This window comes from Bacillus cereus group sp. MYBK195-1, from assembly GCF_051916605.1.
Classification (GTDB): domain Bacteria; phylum Bacillota; class Bacilli; order Bacillales; family Bacillaceae_G; genus Bacillus_A; species Bacillus_A cereus.
Genome location: NZ_JBQAGZ010000005.1, coordinates 121881 through 138876, shown reverse-complemented (window position 1 = coordinate 138876; position 16996 = coordinate 121881). Strand labels below are relative to the sequence as shown.

The window sequence follows — 16996 nt, the reverse complement described above, 5'->3', positions numbered from 1 at the left end:
AGAGAAAATTACGGATAAAAAATAGCCCGAACCATGCAGGGCATGATTCGGACTTATATTCAGATTAGTAAGCTAAGCTGAATAGACCTTTAATGTGTGATAAGTAACGAACGTTACTTGCTTCTTTCATTAATGATGCTGGTAAGCCTTTAAGTGGAGTATTGCTTGCTCCAATTGTAGCAACCGCATCTTTACGTCCTAGACTAGCAAGTGTTCCAGAGTTTACAGGTGCGAACTCTTCTAATGCTTTGCCTTCTAGTGCTGCGTATAAGTTGTATCCAATTAACTCACCCATTTGCCAAGCGATTTGTGCAGTTGGTGGGTATGGACGTCCGTCTGGAGCGAAGACAACTGCGCTGTCTCCAGCAACGAATACGTCTTTGTGAGAAGTAGATTGTAGGTATGCATCAACTGTTGCACGTCCACGGTTAACTTCAAGACCTGATTCACCGATTAATGGATTACCTTGTACGCCGCCTGTCCAAACGAATGTGTTAGCAACAAGTTTTTGACCATCTTTTAAGTCGATTTCATTGCCAGCAACGTTTGTTACAGGAAGACCAGTTAAGAATGTAACACCGCGTGCTTCTAGGCTAGTAGTTGCACGTTCGATTAAGTGGTCTGGTAATACTGGAAGGATTTTTGGACCTGCTTCAACAAGAAGAAGTTTCACTTCTTTTGGATTTACGCCGTGGCTTTTTGCAAGTTTAGGCATAATGTCAGCAAGCTCACCAACTAGCTCAACGCCAGTTAATCCGCCACCACCGATTACGATTGTAGCATCAGCTTCGTTTTTCGTTTTCGCGTATTCACGAATACGGTCTTCAACGTGTTTGTAGATTTTGTTTGCATCAGCAGCAGATTTTAATACCATGCTGTTTTCTTCTAGTCCTGGAATACCGAAGTAAGCAGTTTTACTTCCTAAAGCAACTACAAGTGCATCGTAAGATAAAGTAGTGCCACCAGCTAGTTTGATTTCTTTGCTATCAACTGAGAATGACTCAACTGTTGCGATTTTAAGATCGATGTCTTTCCCTTTGAAAAGCTTTGTAAGTGGCATTGCAACTGCTTGCTCAGACACGTTACCAGCTGCAAGGCGGTGTAGTTCAGTGATGATTTGGTGTGTTGGGTATTGGTTAATCACTGTAACTTGTGCTTCTGATTTGCTGTAATATTTACGTACGTTTAAAGCGGCAAGAAGACCGCCATAACCAGCGCCTAAGATGACAATTTGTTTTGACATAGTATGATATCCCCCGTCTTTACTAATTGTTGTTATAAGTTAAATTATTTATTGTTACGTTCTGCACTAATTTGAAGATATGCGTTCACAAAGCGGAACATTTTTTGTGCTTGTGGATCTTTTAGTAATTTTAACAGACCGAATAGGCCGATAACTTCGTTGCTTTCTTCAGCACGATCTTTCGCTTCGATTGCAGTTGCAGCCATGCTTTTCACTGTATCTTTTACAGGTTCTACAAGCTCTGTAATTGCACCAACAGTGTCGCTTTTTAATACTTCATCAGTAGCAACAGTTTGAGCGAAGTCATAAGACTTAGTTAAAATGTTAACAAGCTCAGTTAATTTTGGAAGCTGTTCTACTAGTGTTGTTAATGATTCTTGTACCTCAGGTTTTAACAACTGATCAAGTACATCAAGTTGTCCTTGGCTAGCAGAAATTTGTACAGTTTCTTGTTCTGGCTTTGTTTGAGTCATAGTTTCTGGCATCTCCAATTCTCCTTTACGATAGCAATACTCTTATTTTTTATAAGTAAGATAGTAAACGTTTACGAAACTTTATACAAAGTTTCACAAAACACAATAAAATGCCTTTAAATTTACGACAGCAAGTAAGCTGCAAACATAAATCTAAAACCATAACGTCTTACTTATTATTTATGAACTGTCCGATACATGGCTTGTCCGCATAATGGAAAAGCTCCGTTACCGGAAAGTGTATATAATATATATCCTATATTATATACTATATACACCTATGTTAACATAAAAATGATTCCTAATTATTTGATATTGAGTGTATAACGTAGTGCTGACAAGGTATGAAAGCGTATAAAATATTTTGTTCCAGTTAGAAATGTATATACATATAAAGAAAAAAAGGAAAAAATGAACAAATTCATGTTCGTTTTTTCCTTTTTCCTATTATTCACCTTCTACAATTAGCATCGATGTGTTACCGCTTTTTTCAAGATGGCATTCGCCCCAAGTACAAAGAGAATCAAGAATGGACTCTAAAGACCAACCGTATTCTGTAAGTGAATATTCTACTTTTGGTGGTACTTGATTGTATACCTTTCTTTGAATAACCCCATCGTCTTCTAATTCACGTAATTGCTGAGTTAACATTTTTTGTGTAATCCCAGGCATTAAACGTTTTAGTTCACTCGTTCTTTTTGTGCCTTTCGTTAGATGACAAAGGATAACAACCTTCCATTTTCCACCGATAACCTCTAAAGTCGCTTCAACGGGAATATTATATTTCTTCATATAAAAATCTCCTTTGATGAATGTAGATTTAAGTTCTCCAACAAAAGAAGCTAAATAATTAAATGTTACTAAAAAGTGCCTATAGCACTTTAAAGTACGTACTTTTTATCATGTTGAATATGTTTCATAATAGCATACGTAAGAGGAAAATGAGTAGTACGGTACTAAAAAGTGCCTATGTTACTTTTAGGTACCTATCGTACTTTTAAGTGCGTTCTTCAAAAAAAGAGTAAAGCCATTCATAATAGCGTATATCAACAGTAAAGTTATTTTTGTAGAAGATAAAAAGGCCTTTTTATCATACTATTATGATTGGATTTCTCGCATTAAGGAGGAGTTCAATTGAATTCATATACAGTATCTTCTTCGGTTATGCAGACGAATCGGAGAAGTATGTTTGCTTTATTAGCACTAGCAATTAGTGCGTTTGGAATTGGTACAACTGAATTTATTAGTGTCGGCTTATTACCATCTATCTCAGAGGATTTACATGTTTCTGTTACAACAGCGGGGTTAACTGTTTCTTTATATGCATTAGGAGTAGCGTTTGGTGCTCCAGTATTAACGTCATTAACAGCTAGTATGTCGCGAAAGACGTTATTAATGTGGATTATGATTATTTTCATTATTGGTAATGGAATTGCGGCGGTAGCAACAAGTTTTACTGTGTTACTTATTGCGAGGGTTGTATCTGCATTTGCGCATGGTGTTTTTATGTCAATTGGATCTACAATTGCGGCTGCGCTTGTACCTGAGAATAAACGTGCAAGTGCAATAGCATTTATGTTTACTGGTTTAACGGTTGCGACTATTACAGGTGTACCAATTGGAACATTTATCGGTCAACAATTTGGCTGGAGGGCCTCGTTTATTGTTATTGTGGCCATTGGAATCGTTGCTTTAATCGCCAATAGTATGCTAATTCCTTCTAATTTAAAAAAAGGTACGTCTGTATCATTTCGCGATCAATTTAAGCTGATTACGAATGGAAGACTGTTACTTGTATTTATTATTACTGCATTAGGATACGGGGGAACGTTCGTAACATTTACGTATTTATCTCCGTTATTACAAGAAGTAACAGGATTTAAAGCAAGTACCGTTACAATTATTTTGTTAGTATACGGAATTGCAATTGCGATTGGGAATATGGTCGGGGGAAAATTATCAAATCATAATCCGATTCGAGCGTTATTTTACATGTTCTTTATTCAAGCGATTGTATTATTTGTTTTAACATTTACAGCGCCATTTAAAGTCGCTGGATTCATCACAATTATTTTCATGGGACTATTCGCATTTATGAATGTTCCAGGACTACAAGTGTATGTTGTTATATTAGCTGAGAGGTTTGTACCTAGCGCTGTTGATGTAGCATCGGCGATTAACATTGCAGCATTTAACGCAGGAATTGCTCTTGGTGCTTACTTGGGCGGTATTGTAACGAACTCGTTAGGATTAATTCATACGGCTTGGGTAGGTGGAATTATGGTAGTAGGTGCTGTTGTTTTAACTGCGTGGAGTATGACATTAGAAAAAAGAGATCAAGTAAAATAAAAGGAGAGAAAATAAAATGAAAAACTTACAAAGTAAAACAGTATTAAATAATGGTGTAGAAATGCCTTGGTTCGGTTTAGGTGTATTTAAAGTAGAGGATGGACCAGAACTTGTAGAAGCAGTGAAATCGGCGATTAAAGCAGGATACCGCAGCATTGATACAGCTGCAATTTACGGAAATGAAAAAGCTGTAGGTGAAGGCATTCGCGCGGGTATAAAAGAAGCAGGCATTTCTCGTGAAGATTTATTTATTACTTCAAAAGTGTGGAATTCGGATCAAGGATATGAAACGACACTTGCTGCATATGAAGAAAGCTTAAAAAAATTAGAGCTGGATTATTTAGATTTATACCTTGTTCATTGGCCTGTAGAAGGGAAATACAAAGATACGTGGAGAGCGTTAGAAACACTTTATAAAGAAAAACGCGTACGTGCAATTGGGGTAAGTAATTTCCAAATTCATCACTTACAAGATGTAATGAAAGATGCAGAAATTAAACCAATGATTAACCAAGTAGAATACCACCCTCGTTTAACACAAAAAGAATTACAAGCTTTCTGTAAAGAACAAGGTATTCAAATGGAAGCATGGTCACCACTTATGCAAGGTCAATTATTAGATAATGAAAAATTACAAGAAATTGCTGAGAAACACGGTAAAACAACAGCGCAAGTTATTTTACGTTGGGATCTTCAAAATGGAGTAATCACTATTCCAAAATCAACGAAAGAACACCGCATTATTGCAAATGCCGATATATTTAATTTCGAATTAACGAAAGAAGATATGGAAAAAATCGATGCGTTAAATCAAAATCACCGCGTTGGTCCGGATCCTGATAACTTCGATTTCTAAGATTAAAGTAAGAAAGAAGAGTGCGTAAAAGCACTCTTTTTTTGTGCATAAAAATAGTTTCTAAATAAATACTACTTAGTATTAAGTTTGTGATAAGGGGCTGTAAACATGAATATAAAGCAATCGTTCAAGATTTTAGCTATGTTTTTAAGTGTTTTATTTGTGTTATTCCCGCTTCAAAAAGCATTTGCAGAAGTTATGGACCATACAAAGTATGAAATGAATTGGAGTTATAGTAAGTCAAAGAAGAAACCAATTCGAACAGAGCTTATTAAAACGGCAGATGGCAAAATTGCTTTTTGCTTAAATGTAGATTTGAAATCTCCAAGCGGTCAAGATTTACCGGAAATGGGGAAAGTGGATATTAACGTATACCGTGTACTATTGAATGGATATCCACAAAAGAGTCCACAAGAATTAGGTGTTTCTGATTGGAGAGAAGCACATTACGCAACGCAGCTTGCAGTGTGGAATGCGTTAAAACAAATCGATATTAATGATTTAGATTTCCGCAATAAAAATGTAGAGAAAGTAACGAAAGACATCGTTGCAAAAGCAAGCGCTAGTGAAGAGTTACAAGAAATTACGATGAGTGTAACTCCTACAGAAGAACAAGAAGCAGTATTAAAAAATGATTTCTTTGAAACAGGTTTATATACAGTAGAAACAAATGCAAAAAGCGGAACGTATAAAGTGCAAGCAACAGGTGCACCAGCGGGCGTGAAATTTGCAAATGAAAAAGGCGAAACAAAAACAGAATTTAATGTAGGAGACAAGTTCCGCATTTTAATTCCGAAACAAACACCAGCTGGTGGATTTAGCTTTAAAGTATCAGGAAATTTAACGAAATTACAAGGGATTGCGCATAAAGGTACACCGACTATTCAAAATGCAGTAGTATTACTTGAGCGTAGTGAAGAAAAAACAAGTCCAGAGTTAGCGGTAAGTTGGAAAAAGGCTGAGGCTCCAAATAAACCAAATAAGCCATATACTCCAAATGAACCGCATAAACCGAATCAAAAGAGATAATGAAAAAGCATTGGCGTATGCCAATGCTTTTTGTATGTGAGGATAAAAGTTATATTGAAAAAAATAAAATGGATAGAAATAGTGTTTTTAAAGGTTAAATTATATTTAAAAATAATATAAATATAATAAAATCCTGACGTTACGATTAATAGATTAAATTCACAAAATTGTAATATTATTCTTGGGGGGGAGGCTATTAAATGAAGGTAAAAGCGTGTAAAATTCAGTTGGAAAAACTATCTATAGATGGTCATATATGAAGAAAATGTAAGTTTTTATTGCTATTTTTATTTTTAGATGTATAGATGACAATACTGACAAATATCTTTTACTATTCTCTTTTTTATGTAGCAAGAGAACTCATCACAAATAGAGAGAAGTGAGGAGGGCATATTACATAAAAATTTTACAATGTAAGAAAGCGAATGCATGGAGAGAAATGCGGTAGTAATATATACAGGTGCGCGAGGTGTTAGTCCATTCATTAAATGTTTTTATAGAAATAATAGGATTACTTATTAGATGAATATATAGGATAGTTTATCTAAATAAAGGAACAGGGGACACAGATTATGTCGAAGAAAAAGACAAGTAGGGTATTAGTAGCTAGTGTTTGTTTAGCTACGTTATTGACGCCATATGGACTTGAATTACCTAAGGTGTATGCAGAGATGACGATTGAAGATAAGGAGAAACAGCAAGAAGAGCGAGTGTATCAATTGCTGCCAAAAGGTGATGTAGAAGGGATGCGTGAGTTGCATCAGCGTCGAATGAGTTTTTCTCCTTATGAACCAACTGGCATTTATGTAAAGCCAGGTGAAGAAGTAGTTATTCAAGTAGAAGGGACTCAACAGATTAAAGCTTATATTGGTACATATTCTTATGAAAAAGAAGAACCTAAACAATTCAACTTAAATTCTGGTGAGAATAAAATTTCTTCTCCAAATGGGGGGCTATTATACTTTTATAATTATCACAACACAGGAGAAGTAGTGGCTAAAGTGAAAAAAGGTGGTACATCAAATCCTTTATTTATTTTAGGAAAGCATACGACAAAAGATTGGAAGCGTATGTTGGCAGAGAATCCTGATCCATATGCAATAGAAATGAAGGGAGAAAATAGTTTATTAACTATGCATCCTGAAACTGTGGCGGAACATTTGAAGCAAGAAGATCCAGCTGAGTTATTAAAGAAGCACGATGAAATAATTAATATAGAACATAAGATATCAGGTTTATCAAAAGATGGTGCGGGTGTTGCGAATCAAGGTAAACATTCCATTCATTTTGTTGAAGACTGGTATACAGACGATTATATGTATGCGACTTATTATCGAACAGCTTATAGTAAAGGCAATTTAGAGTCAGTACTAAATCTAGAAGAGTTAACTAATGATGGATGGGGGCCTTGGCATGAAGTTGGACATCAACATCAACAAGACACTTGGTTATGGGATGGACTTGGAGAAGTAACCGTTAATATTTATTCTTTGGCAGTTCAAACTACATTCGGGCATAAAACAAGGTTAGAGCAAGAGGGGCGCTATGAAGCTGCATTTGCTTATTTAGGTAAACCGGATGCACAAGAAAAGATGGATGTATTTGAGAAATTAGTTATGTTTTGGCAGTTACATTTAGCTTATGGGGATCAATTCTATCCGAATTTACATCAAATGTATCGTTTGTTACATGACACAGAACTGCCTAAATCTGATGAAGAGAAAAAGCAGATGTTTATTTATATGACGTCAAAAGTGGCAGGACAAAATTTAATTCCTTTCTTTGATAAATGGGGATTATTTGCAAATGATGCTACGAGAGAAAAGATTGAAAAATTAAATTTACCAAAATTAGAAAAAGAAATATGGTTATCTACAGATAGCAATCCAATTCGTGAAAAACAAACTGAGTTATATGAAGTTCCATATGGCGAGCCAAATAATGAAAAAATACAAAATGTAGTAATCGGTACTACACATGATGAGAAAAAAGCAAAGGAACTTGTACAGAATTTAGGAGAAGGTGTAAAGACAACAGGTGTGATTATGCAAGATAAGCCTGAAGTTGGAGAAAAAACTGTAAAAGTAGAAATTGTAGATAGAAAAGGGAATAAGAATTTTATTCCAGTTTTAGTGAATGTTGGATATGGGGATAGCCTACTTGTATATGGATTGAACTATACTAGGGAGGGAGATTTGAAGTCAACCGTAACTCTACATCATGGTACAAAAAAATTTAGTGCAACAGATACAAAAAATTTAATTCATGATTACTTTAAAGATGAAAAGTATTTTGAGTTCACACTGTACGATAAAGAAGGAAGAGAGAAGAAAAATGTAGCGGTAAAAGGCTTGGAAAATACAGAAGTTCTTGCCAAGGAATTAAATGGGTTAGCATTTGAATATGGAGATGTGGTGAAAGTATACCATGCAGAGTCTTCACGTTTACATTGGTATCAAAAAGGTTTATATGTGGGAGAAGGAAAAAATAAAGAAATAAAAGAATTATTCTTCAAAATTACTGAAAATGGATTTGAGAGATTAAAATCATTGCAAGAAGTAACAGCAAAGCCACAAACAGTAGTAGTCGGAACAGAAGCAGAAAAGCTAGAAGCGAAAAACTTTGTTGAAGTGAAAGACGGAGAAGTAATTGGCTTTGTAGAAAAGCCAACTACAACGAAAATCGGAAAACAAACAGCCAAAGTAGAAACGAAAGATCGTTTTGGAAATAAGCAAGTAACAGAAGTACCATTAGAAGTGGTTTATGGAGATAGCATTGCATATGCAGGATATGGAAATGATATTGCTTCAATTGTAACTTTAAAGCACGAAGAGAAGAGATTCCATGCAACTGATATGGATAGCGAAATTCATGAGTATTTTAATAAAGAGCTATACATGGGGATCACGTTATACGATGGAGAAGGAAAAGAGAAAAAACATGTAACAGCAGAGGGACAAGAAACATCAGAGAGCTTTGCGAAGCAAGTGAATGGTATGCAGTTCGAGTATGGAGATGTAGTGAAAGTATTCCACGCAGAACCGATTCGTTTGAAATGGTATCAAAATAATACACTTACTGGTCAAGGTGAGAAAAAAGGGGCAAAAGAACTATTCTTCAAAGTAACAGAAAAAGGCTTTGAGAGAATGGATATGTTGCAAGAAGTAAAAGCAGTGCCACAAAAAGTAGTAATTGGAACTGATAGCGAACAGTTAGACGCGAAAAATTTTGTTGAAGTAAAAGATGGAGAGGTAGTTGGATTTGTAGAGAAACCAACTACATCAAAAATCGGTGAACAAAAAGTAAAAGTAGAAACGAAAGATATGTTTGGAAATAAGCAAGTGACAGAAGTTCCTCTAACAGTAACGTATGGAGATAGTCTTGTATACCAAGGGCTGGGTGATGATATTCGTTCTATTGTAACGTTCAATCATGAAGATAAGAAGCTACATGTAACGCATACAAATGAACAAATTCATAGTTACTTTAAAAATGAATTATATATGGGAATTACCCTATATGATCAAAATGGAACGGAGAAAAAACATGTAACAGCAGAAGGACAAGAAACTTCAAAGAATTTTGCTGAGCAAGTAAACGGAACTTCTTTCCAATATGGAGATGTAGTGAAAGTGTATCATGCGGAATCAGATCGTTTGAATTGGTATAAAAATAGTGAGTTAGTTGGAAAAGGAGATAAGAAAAAGTTTAAAGAAATTTCCTTTAAGATTACTCCAAATGGTTTAGAGCAAGTGCAATAATAAAAAAAGCTCGTAAAACATTATGTTTTACGAGCTTTTTCTATTATTCAGCTTCAGAAACAACTGTGAAGCGTTCGTTTACATGTTTTGGATTTTCGATTTCATCAAGTGCTGCAACTGCGAAGTCTTCGTAACTTACGTAGCTATCACCTTTTGCGTTAACAAGAAGGTTGTCTTTACCAGCTGTATAAGAGCCTGTGCGCTTTCCTAATGCAAATAGTGCAGAAGGGCTGATGAATGTCCAAGTAATATCATTTGTTTGCTTTAAGATTTCTAAGTTTTTACCTTGGTTTTGAGCTGTTGCAAGGTATTCGCTCGGGAAACCTGGTGTATCAAATACACGTGTTGTTTTTTCTTCGTCTACAAATAAGCTTCCAGCGCCGCCAACTACAAGTAATTTTGTGTTAGGGGCACCTTTCATAGCTTCAATTAGTACGTTTCCTGCATCTATGTGAAGGTGTTCTTCGCCTGCTGGAGCACCGAATGCATTTACAACGACATCGAATGCTTGCAAGTCGTTAGATGTAAGAGAGAATACATCTTTCTCTAAAACTTTTACGTTTTCTTCTGTAATTTTTGCAGCGTTTCTTACGATTGCAGTTACTTCATGTCCGCGATCTAATGCTTCTTTTAAAATACGACTTCCTGCTTTACCAGTTGCTCCGATGATTCCGATTTTCATAATAAATCCCTCCAAAGTGTTTTGTTAAAGTGTATATCTGAAAGTAAATGGATTTGTTGTAATAAGGTTTGTTACAACTTGATGTAATCATTATAGTTACAGGTAGACGCTTTTGTCAATGGGGTAGTTTGTAGATTTATTTTTTGTCTTAGTATACACAGTTAGAGGGAGGGTAGTCATAAAGGTATTATTACTGCGATCCTGTCTAATATTTGGAAATTGCAAATTGTCGAAAAATGTTGATTTTTGAATGTTTTTTAAATATAATTCGTTTTATGGAGAAAAGGAGGGGTTAATTGTATGAATATTTTGGAACAATTCGTTTCGTCAACGAATACAATTCTTTGGTCATATATTCTTATTGCAATGTTAATTGGTTTAGGTCTTTATTTTTCTATTAAATTGAAATTCGTACAAATTACTCATTTAGGGGAAATGATTCGTTTAATGAGTGATGGGTTAACTGGAAAGACGCGTAAAAAAGGCAGTGTATCTTCTTTCCAAGCATTTTGTATGAGTTCTGCAGCTCGTATTGGTATCGGTAACTTAGCTGGTGTAGCGTTAGCTATTTCTATGGGAGGACCTGGAGCAGTATTTTGGATGTGGGTGATTGCGATTATCGGGGCTTCTTCAAGTTTCGTCGAAAGTACGCTTGCACAAATTTATAAAATAAAAGATGGCAGTGGGTTCCGTGGTGGTCCTGCTTATTATATGGAAAAAGGTTTAAATAAACGTTGGATGGGGATTTGGTTCTCTATTCTAATTACAATTAGTTACGGTTTAATTTTCAACTCAGTACAAGCAAATACAGTTACATTAGCTTTTAAAAATGCATTTGGTATTGAGCGTTACGTTGTTGGGATTGTATTAGCAGTATTAGTTGCGGTTATTATTTTTGGTGGTGTAAAAAGTATCGCGCGTATGTCGGAAATGATTGTTCCACCAATGGCAATTCTTTATATTGCGGTAGCGATTTTTGTTGTTATTAAAAACTTCTATTTACTACCAGATGTGTTTACAGAAATCTTTAAAGGTGCATTCGGTTTAGATTCAGCTGTAGGCGGTGGTATCGGTGCTGCGATGAAATATGGTATTCAGCGCGGATTATTTGCGAATGAAGCAGGTATGGGTAGTGCACCAAACGCGGCAGCGACGGCTGATGTAACGCATCCAGCTAAACAAGGTTTTATTCAAACAATTGGTGTTTTAGTAGATACATTCTTAGTATGTACATCAACAGCATTTATCGTACTATGTTCTGGTGCATATAAAGCAACGAACTTAGAAGGTATTGAATTAACACAAAATGCATTAAGTTCACAAATTGGCCCGTGGGCAAGTAGCTTCTTAGCGATTATTATTTTCTTATTTGCTTTCAGTTCGCTTCTAGGAAACTACTATTATGGTGAAACGAATATTGAATTTATTAAGCAAAGCAAAACGTGGTTAACAATTTACCGTATTGCGGTAGTTGGAATGGTATTATTCGGTTCCGTAGCAACGCTTCAAGTTGTATGGAATATGGCAGACTTATTTATGGGTCTAATGGTAATAACGAACTTAATTGCGATTACACTTCTTGGCCGATTTGCGTACGCGGCATTAACAGACTATGTAAGGCAAAAGAAACAAGGGAAAGATCCAGTCTTCAGTGCAGATTCTATTCCTGGTTTAACGAATACAGAGTGCTGGGATAAGCCAGTGGTAACAGATAAAGAAAAAGCAGTGTAATTGAAAAGGCGAGCATCGAGGTAAATTTGATGCTCGCCTTTTTTGTTGTAGTAAATGATGAAAAGGGTGAGGGGTAATTATTAATATAACTTTTTGTTTGTTCCTCTCGTTATTTGTGGGGAACGTACTGTTTTAAAAGTATGGCTGGTCGAAGAGGATAAGAGATTGAGTATTGGATAAATGCATGTAATAGCTATATTTTTATGAAAAAAACACGTATGTTAAGATAGTTAACGCAATCATGTCATAAAACCTAACATAAAGTTCTTGATTACTAAAAGTTTTTAGAATATAATTTTCTTATTGTTAGGAAGAGGGGGCAATGCAAATATGGATTTTTTAGCTAGGGTAATTGGGGATGTAAATAATATCCTTTGGTCATATGTCATTATTGCGATGTTAATTGGGTTAGGGCTCTATTTTTCATTTCGTGTGAAATTTGTCCAAGTTCGTTACTTCGGTGAAATGATTCGATTGCTTGGGGATGGGGCAAGTTCGAAAACGAGGAAAGCGCAAAAGGAGAAGAGCGGTGTATCATCGTTCCAGGCTTTTTGTATGAGTACAGCTTCTCGTGTAGGTACTGGTAACTTAGCTGGTGTAGCTATCGCTATCTCAGCAGGTGGACCAGGAGCAGTATTTTGGATGTGGTTAATCGCAGTAATTGGGGGTGCTTCTGCATTTGTAGAGAGCACATTAGCGCAAATTTATAAAGTGAAAGATGGGAATGCATTCCGTGGGGGCCCAGCGTATTATATGGAAAAGGGTTTAAATAAACGCTGGTTAGGTGTTGTGTTCTCTGTTCTAATAACAGTAAGTTTCGGATTGATTTTTAATGCTGTACAGTCTAATACTGTAGCAGCAGCTTTTGATGGGGCATTCAAAACAGATAGTAGGTTAGTAGGTCTTGTTATGGCTGGTTTACTTGCAGTTATTATTTTCGGCGGAGTAAAACGAATTGCTCGCGCGGTTGAAATGATTGTTCCAGTAATGGCAATTATTTATGTAGCAGTGGCATTATTCGTTGTCGTAACAAACATTACGTCAATTCCATATGTATTTAAAGAAATTTTCTTACATGCTTTCGGAATTAAAGAAGTAGTAGGCGGAGGATTAGGAGCTGCGATTTTATTAGGGGTAAAACGTGGGTTATTCTCAAATGAAGCAGGTATGGGTAGTGCGCCGAACGCAGCAGCGACTGCAAACGTAACGCATCCAGTTAAACAAGGTTTTATTCAAACTTTAGGGGTATTTACAGATACATTATTAATTTGTAGTTGTACAGCATTTATTATTCTTTTATCAGATGTGCATAATGCAGCTGATTTAAATGGAATTCAATTAACGCAGCAGGCGTTAAGTCAACATATCGGTCCATGGGCTTCTATATTTGTAGCAGTTGCAATCTTCTTGTTTGCATTCAGTTCATTAGTAGGTAACTACTACTATGGTGAAACAAATATTGAATTCTTAAATGGAAGTAAAGTGCTATTAACAGCGTACCGCATTGCTGTACTTGGTATGGTTATGTTAGGATCTGTAGCGACAATTCAAATCGTTTGGGATGTAGCAGATTTATTCATGGGTATTATGGCTGTTATTAACTTAGTGGCGATTGTATTCCTCTCTAAGTATGTTTTTGCGGCATTATCAGATTACGTAAAGCAAAAGAAACAAGGGAAAGATCCGGTATTCTATGCGGATTCTATTCCAGGTTTGAAAAATACAGAGTGCTGGGATAAGTCAGCAGTAGCTGATAAAGAAAAAGCAGTATAATGAGGTGAGCATCAAGTGAAACTTGATGCTCATTTTTTGTTTTATCCGGACATTAGCGGATGGTAAAAGACGAACATTCATGGATGTTTCATAATAAAATGTATTTTTTTAAAGAAAAGTGCGGATATGAGTTGTAATTTGTGTTAGAATGGAAAATGCCTTTGAAACAAGAGGTTTTATGATCTTTCCTATCTGATTGAAGGTTTTGCAGGAGAAATGGAAAGTTCGGATTATTTCTTATTTTGAGTGGTCAGACGTTCAACGTTAATGAAGAGTTAAATGGAGGATTTTATTAATGAAGTTTGTTATGTTCCTTGTAGGATTACTCGTTGTATTTGTACTCGGTTTTCTTATAAGTGCCGATCGAAAGAAGATTAAGTATAAACCAATCGCAATTATGCTTATTATTCAGCTAGCATTATCTTATTTCTTATTAAATACGCAAGTTGGTTATATTTTAGTAAAAGGAATTTCAGATGGATTTGGCGCACTTCTTGGATATGCGGAAGCTGGAATCGTTTTCGTATTTGGTGGTCTTGTTAATAAAGGAGAGGTTTCATTCTTCTTAACAGCATTATTACCAATCGTATTCTTTGCGGTTTTAATCGGAATTCTGCAACACTTTAAAATTTTACCGATATTTATTCGTGCTATTGGTACGTTGTTAAGTAAAGTAAATGGTCTAGGAAAACTAGAATCATATAACGCAGTAGCAGCTGCCATTGTTGGGCAAGCGGAAGTATTTATTACAGTAAAAGATCAATTAAGTAAAATCCCAAAACATCGTTTATATACATTATGTGCATCTTCCATGTCGACAGTATCAATGTCAATTGTAGGTTCTTATATGAAAATGATCGAACCGAAATATGTAGTAACAGCACTTGTATTAAATTTATTTAGTGGTTTCATTATTATTCATATTATTAACCCGTATGATATTACAGAAGAAGAAGATACACTGAAATTAGAAAATAAGAAAAAACAATCATTCTTTGAAATGCTAAGCGAGTACATTATGCTTGGTTTCACGATTGCGATTACAGTAGCAGCTATGTTACTTGGTTTCGTAGCATTAATTACAGCAATTAATAGCTTGTTTGATTCAATGTTCGGTATTACATTCCAAGCTATTTTAGGATATATTTTCTCACCATTAGCATTCGTAATGGGTATCCCTCAAGCTGAGATGGTAACAGCGGGACAAATTATGGCAACAAAATTAGTATCAAACGAGTTTGTTGCGATGCTTGATCTTGGAAAAGTAGCTGGTGATTTATCGGCTCGTACAGTTGGTATCCTTTCTGTATTCCTTGTATCATTTGCGAACTTCTCATCTATCGGAATTATCGCAGGTGCAACGAAAGGTATCGATGAAAATCAATCAAATGTTGTATCATCATTCGGTCTACGCCTTGTGTACGGTGCGACATTAGTAAGTATTCTATCAGCGATTATCGTTGGTGTTATGTTATAAAGTGAAACTTTAATCAGTGGGGTGGCTTTATCCCACGATCATTATTAGCCCTCACCAATCGGGGTGAAAAAGGATGGTCCTAGCTCATAGCTAGGGCTATTTTTATGGTAAATTTGCATGAAAAAACCAATTAATTAGGAATATATTAACATATAAAAATCTTTTAAAATTTATATTGCATTTCGTCTAGATAACGCTTACAATTTGATTTGTAGGTGGTATCAATTTCAGACTTTCAATTATGGTAGGAGAGAAGAAGCTACCTTTTATAAATTGCAATTTATGTAAACGCTTACTGATTTTAGATGACAGTTGAATAGTTTTAGGGGTTTAAAATTTTTTTAACAACAATGGTCAGACGTCATTCGTTATACGTTATACGACCAATAACTCGTGGGAGAAGTGGAGGATTCACATATGAAGTTCGTAATGTTTCTAGTCGGTTTACTTGTAGTGTTTGTACTAGGTTTCCTTATCAGTTCAGATCGTAAGAAAATTAAATATAAACCAATTGCACTTATGCTTGTCATTCAATTGGTACTTGCGTATTTCTTACTAAATACAAAGGTCGGATTCGTATTAGTAAAAGGGATCGCAGATGGATTTGGCGCTATTTTAAAATTTGCGGAAGCTGGGGTTAATTTCGTATTTGGTGGTCTAGCAAACGATGGACAAGCACCATTCTTCTTAACAGTATTATTACCGATTATTTTCTTAGCAGTATTAATCGGGATTCTGCAACATATTAAAGTTTTACCGATTATCATTCGTGCAGTCGGTTTCCTATTAAGTAAAGTTAACGGTTTAGGAAAACTAGAATCATATAATGCGGTAGCAGCTGCAATCGTTGGTCAAGGGGAAGTATTCATTACAGTAAAAGATCAACTAAGCAAATTACCGAAAAATCGTTTATACACACTTTGTGCATCTTCAATGTCTACAGTATCGATGTCAATCGTCGGTTCTTATATGAAAATGATTGATCCAAAATATGTAGTAACAGCACTAGTATTAAACTTATTCAGTGGATTCATTATCGTTCATATCATTAATCCATATGAAGTAAAAGAAGAAGACGATATTTTAGAATTACAAGAAGACAAGAAACAAACATTCTTTGAAATGTTAGGCGAATATATTATGCTTGGTTTCTCAATCGCTGTAACAGTAGCGGCGATGCTAATCGGTTTCGTAGCATTAATTACAGCAATTAACGGTGTATTCGATTCAATTTTCGGAATCACATTCCAAAGCATTTTAGGATATATCTTCTCACCATTAGCATTCGTAATGGGTATTCCAACATCAGAGATGCTACAAGCAGGACAAATTATGGCAACAAAATTAGTAACGAACGAATTCGTTGCAATGCTTGACCTTGGTAAAGTAGCTGGTGATTTATCAGCTCGTACAGTAGGTATTTTATCTATCTTCCTTGTATCATTTGCGAACTTCTCATCTATCGGAATTATCGCAGGTGCAACGAAGAGTATCGATGGCAAACAAGCAAACGTTGTATCATCATTCGGTTTAAAACTTGTATACGGTGCAACGTTAGTAAGTATATTATCAGCGATTATCGTTGGGGTTATGCTTTAATAAATTAAGAAAAGCAATGAGCG

At 35.5% G+C, this 16996-nt stretch carries 12 protein-coding genes; 8 read left to right on the top strand and 4 right to left on the bottom strand.

Annotated elements, in window-relative coordinates; translation table 11 throughout:
* Window positions 1-64: 64 nt before the first annotated feature.
* The 3 genes from ACTFRY_RS20720 to ACTFRY_RS20710 form a co-directional block, all read right to left on the bottom strand.
* On the bottom strand, window positions 65-1243 hold the full coding sequence (locus tag ACTFRY_RS20720; protein WP_000043203.1) for an NAD(P)/FAD-dependent oxidoreductase: 1179 nt from the start codon (window positions 1241-1243) through the stop codon (window positions 65-67).
* Between the two features lie 44 nt (window positions 1244-1287).
* The gene (locus ACTFRY_RS20715) at window positions 1288-1728 is read right to left on the bottom strand and encodes a DUF1641 domain-containing protein (RefSeq protein WP_001115311.1); all 441 of its coding nucleotides are present in this window, start codon (window positions 1726-1728) and stop codon (window positions 1288-1290) included.
* A gap of 435 nt (window positions 1729-2163) precedes the next feature.
* Window positions 2164-2508 carry a winged helix-turn-helix transcriptional regulator gene (locus ACTFRY_RS20710; protein WP_000760475.1) on the bottom strand — a complete coding sequence of 115 codons (345 nt, stop codon included), beginning with the start codon at window positions 2506-2508 and terminating at the stop codon, window positions 2164-2166.
* 372 nt (window positions 2509-2880) lie between these two features.
* Here ACTFRY_RS20710 and ACTFRY_RS20705 point away from each other — a divergent pair, with 372 nt between their 5' ends.
* The 4 genes from ACTFRY_RS20705 (at window position 2881) to ACTFRY_RS20690 (ending at window position 9711) form a co-directional block, all read left to right on the top strand.
* Complete coding sequence (locus ACTFRY_RS20705) at window positions 2881-4065, top strand: MFS transporter (RefSeq protein WP_162840098.1); 1185 nt, start codon at window positions 2881-2883, stop codon at window positions 4063-4065.
* 16 nt (window positions 4066-4081) lie between these two features.
* A complete protein-coding gene (locus tag ACTFRY_RS20700) occupies window positions 4082-4921 on the top strand; it encodes an aldo/keto reductase (RefSeq protein ID WP_000793548.1) in 840 nt (279 codons plus the stop codon).
* 108 nt (window positions 4922-5029) lie between these two features.
* Window positions 5030-5950 (top strand): thioester domain-containing protein, encoded by a 921-nt coding sequence (locus ACTFRY_RS20695; RefSeq protein ID WP_001022513.1) that lies wholly within the window; start codon window positions 5030-5032, stop codon window positions 5948-5950.
* Between the two features lie 572 nt (window positions 5951-6522).
* Window positions 6523-9711 (top strand): putative mucin/carbohydrate-binding domain-containing protein, encoded by a 3189-nt coding sequence (locus ACTFRY_RS20690; RefSeq protein WP_098617078.1) that lies wholly within the window; start codon window positions 6523-6525, stop codon window positions 9709-9711.
* Window positions 9712-9754: 43 nt separating this feature from the next.
* Here ACTFRY_RS20690 and ACTFRY_RS20685 read toward each other — a convergent pair whose 3' ends face one another.
* A complete protein-coding gene (locus ACTFRY_RS20685) occupies window positions 9755-10393 on the bottom strand; it encodes an NAD(P)-dependent oxidoreductase (RefSeq protein WP_098617079.1) in 639 nt (212 codons plus the stop codon).
* A gap of 300 nt (window positions 10394-10693) precedes the next feature.
* Here ACTFRY_RS20685 and ACTFRY_RS20680 point away from each other — a divergent pair, with 300 nt between their 5' ends.
* The 4 genes from ACTFRY_RS20680 (at window position 10694) to ACTFRY_RS20665 (ending at window position 16973) form a co-directional block, all read left to right on the top strand.
* The gene (locus tag ACTFRY_RS20680) at window positions 10694-12124 is read left to right on the top strand and encodes an alanine/glycine:cation symporter family protein (RefSeq protein WP_001022939.1); all 1431 of its coding nucleotides are present in this window, start codon (window positions 10694-10696) and stop codon (window positions 12122-12124) included.
* A gap of 330 nt (window positions 12125-12454) precedes the next feature.
* On the top strand, window positions 12455-13897 hold the full coding sequence (locus ACTFRY_RS20675; protein ID WP_098617080.1) for an alanine/glycine:cation symporter family protein: 1443 nt from the start codon (window positions 12455-12457) through the stop codon (window positions 13895-13897).
* Window positions 13898-14192: 295 nt separating this feature from the next.
* Window positions 14193-15374 carry a NupC/NupG family nucleoside CNT transporter gene (locus ACTFRY_RS20670; protein ID WP_000673839.1) on the top strand — a complete coding sequence of 394 codons (1182 nt, stop codon included), beginning with the start codon at window positions 14193-14195 and terminating at the stop codon, window positions 15372-15374.
* A 417-nt stretch (window positions 15375-15791) separates the two neighbouring features.
* The gene (locus ACTFRY_RS20665) at window positions 15792-16973 is read left to right on the top strand and encodes a NupC/NupG family nucleoside CNT transporter (RefSeq protein WP_000673874.1); all 1182 of its coding nucleotides are present in this window, start codon (window positions 15792-15794) and stop codon (window positions 16971-16973) included.
* The last annotated feature ends 23 nt before the right edge of the window (window positions 16974-16996 follow it).

Bases quoted from the DNA above. Each gene is read 5' to 3' on its own strand.
- ACTFRY_RS20690 (WP_098617078.1), top strand. From the start codon at position 6,523: ATGTCGAAGAAAAAGACAAGTAGGGTATTAGTAGCTAGTGTTTGTTTA.
- ACTFRY_RS20685 (WP_098617079.1), bottom strand. From the start codon at position 10,393: ATGAAAATCGGAATCATCGGAGCAACTGGTAAAGCAGGAAGTCGTATT.
- ACTFRY_RS20670 (WP_000673839.1), top strand. From the start codon at position 14,193: ATGAAGTTTGTTATGTTCCTTGTAGGATTACTCGTTGTATTTGTACTC.
- ACTFRY_RS20710 (WP_000760475.1), bottom strand. From the start codon at position 2,508: ATGAAGAAATATAATATTCCCGTTGAAGCGACTTTAGAGGTTATCGGT.
- ACTFRY_RS20675 (WP_098617080.1), top strand. From the start codon at position 12,455: ATGGATTTTTTAGCTAGGGTAATTGGGGATGTAAATAATATCCTTTGG.
- ACTFRY_RS20705 (WP_162840098.1), top strand. From the start codon at position 2,881: ATGCAGACGAATCGGAGAAGTATGTTTGCTTTATTAGCACTAGCAATT.
- ACTFRY_RS20715 (WP_001115311.1), bottom strand. From the start codon at position 1,728: ATGCCAGAAACTATGACTCAAACAAAGCCAGAACAAGAAACTGTACAA.
- ACTFRY_RS20700 (WP_000793548.1), top strand. From the start codon at position 4,082: ATGAAAAACTTACAAAGTAAAACAGTATTAAATAATGGTGTAGAAATG.
- ACTFRY_RS20665 (WP_000673874.1), top strand. From the start codon at position 15,792: ATGAAGTTCGTAATGTTTCTAGTCGGTTTACTTGTAGTGTTTGTACTA.
- ACTFRY_RS20720 (WP_000043203.1), bottom strand. From the start codon at position 1,243: ATGTCAAAACAAATTGTCATCTTAGGCGCTGGTTATGGCGGTCTTCTT.
- ACTFRY_RS20695 (WP_001022513.1), top strand. From the start codon at position 5,030: ATGAATATAAAGCAATCGTTCAAGATTTTAGCTATGTTTTTAAGTGTT.
- ACTFRY_RS20680 (WP_001022939.1), top strand. From the start codon at position 10,694: ATGAATATTTTGGAACAATTCGTTTCGTCAACGAATACAATTCTTTGG.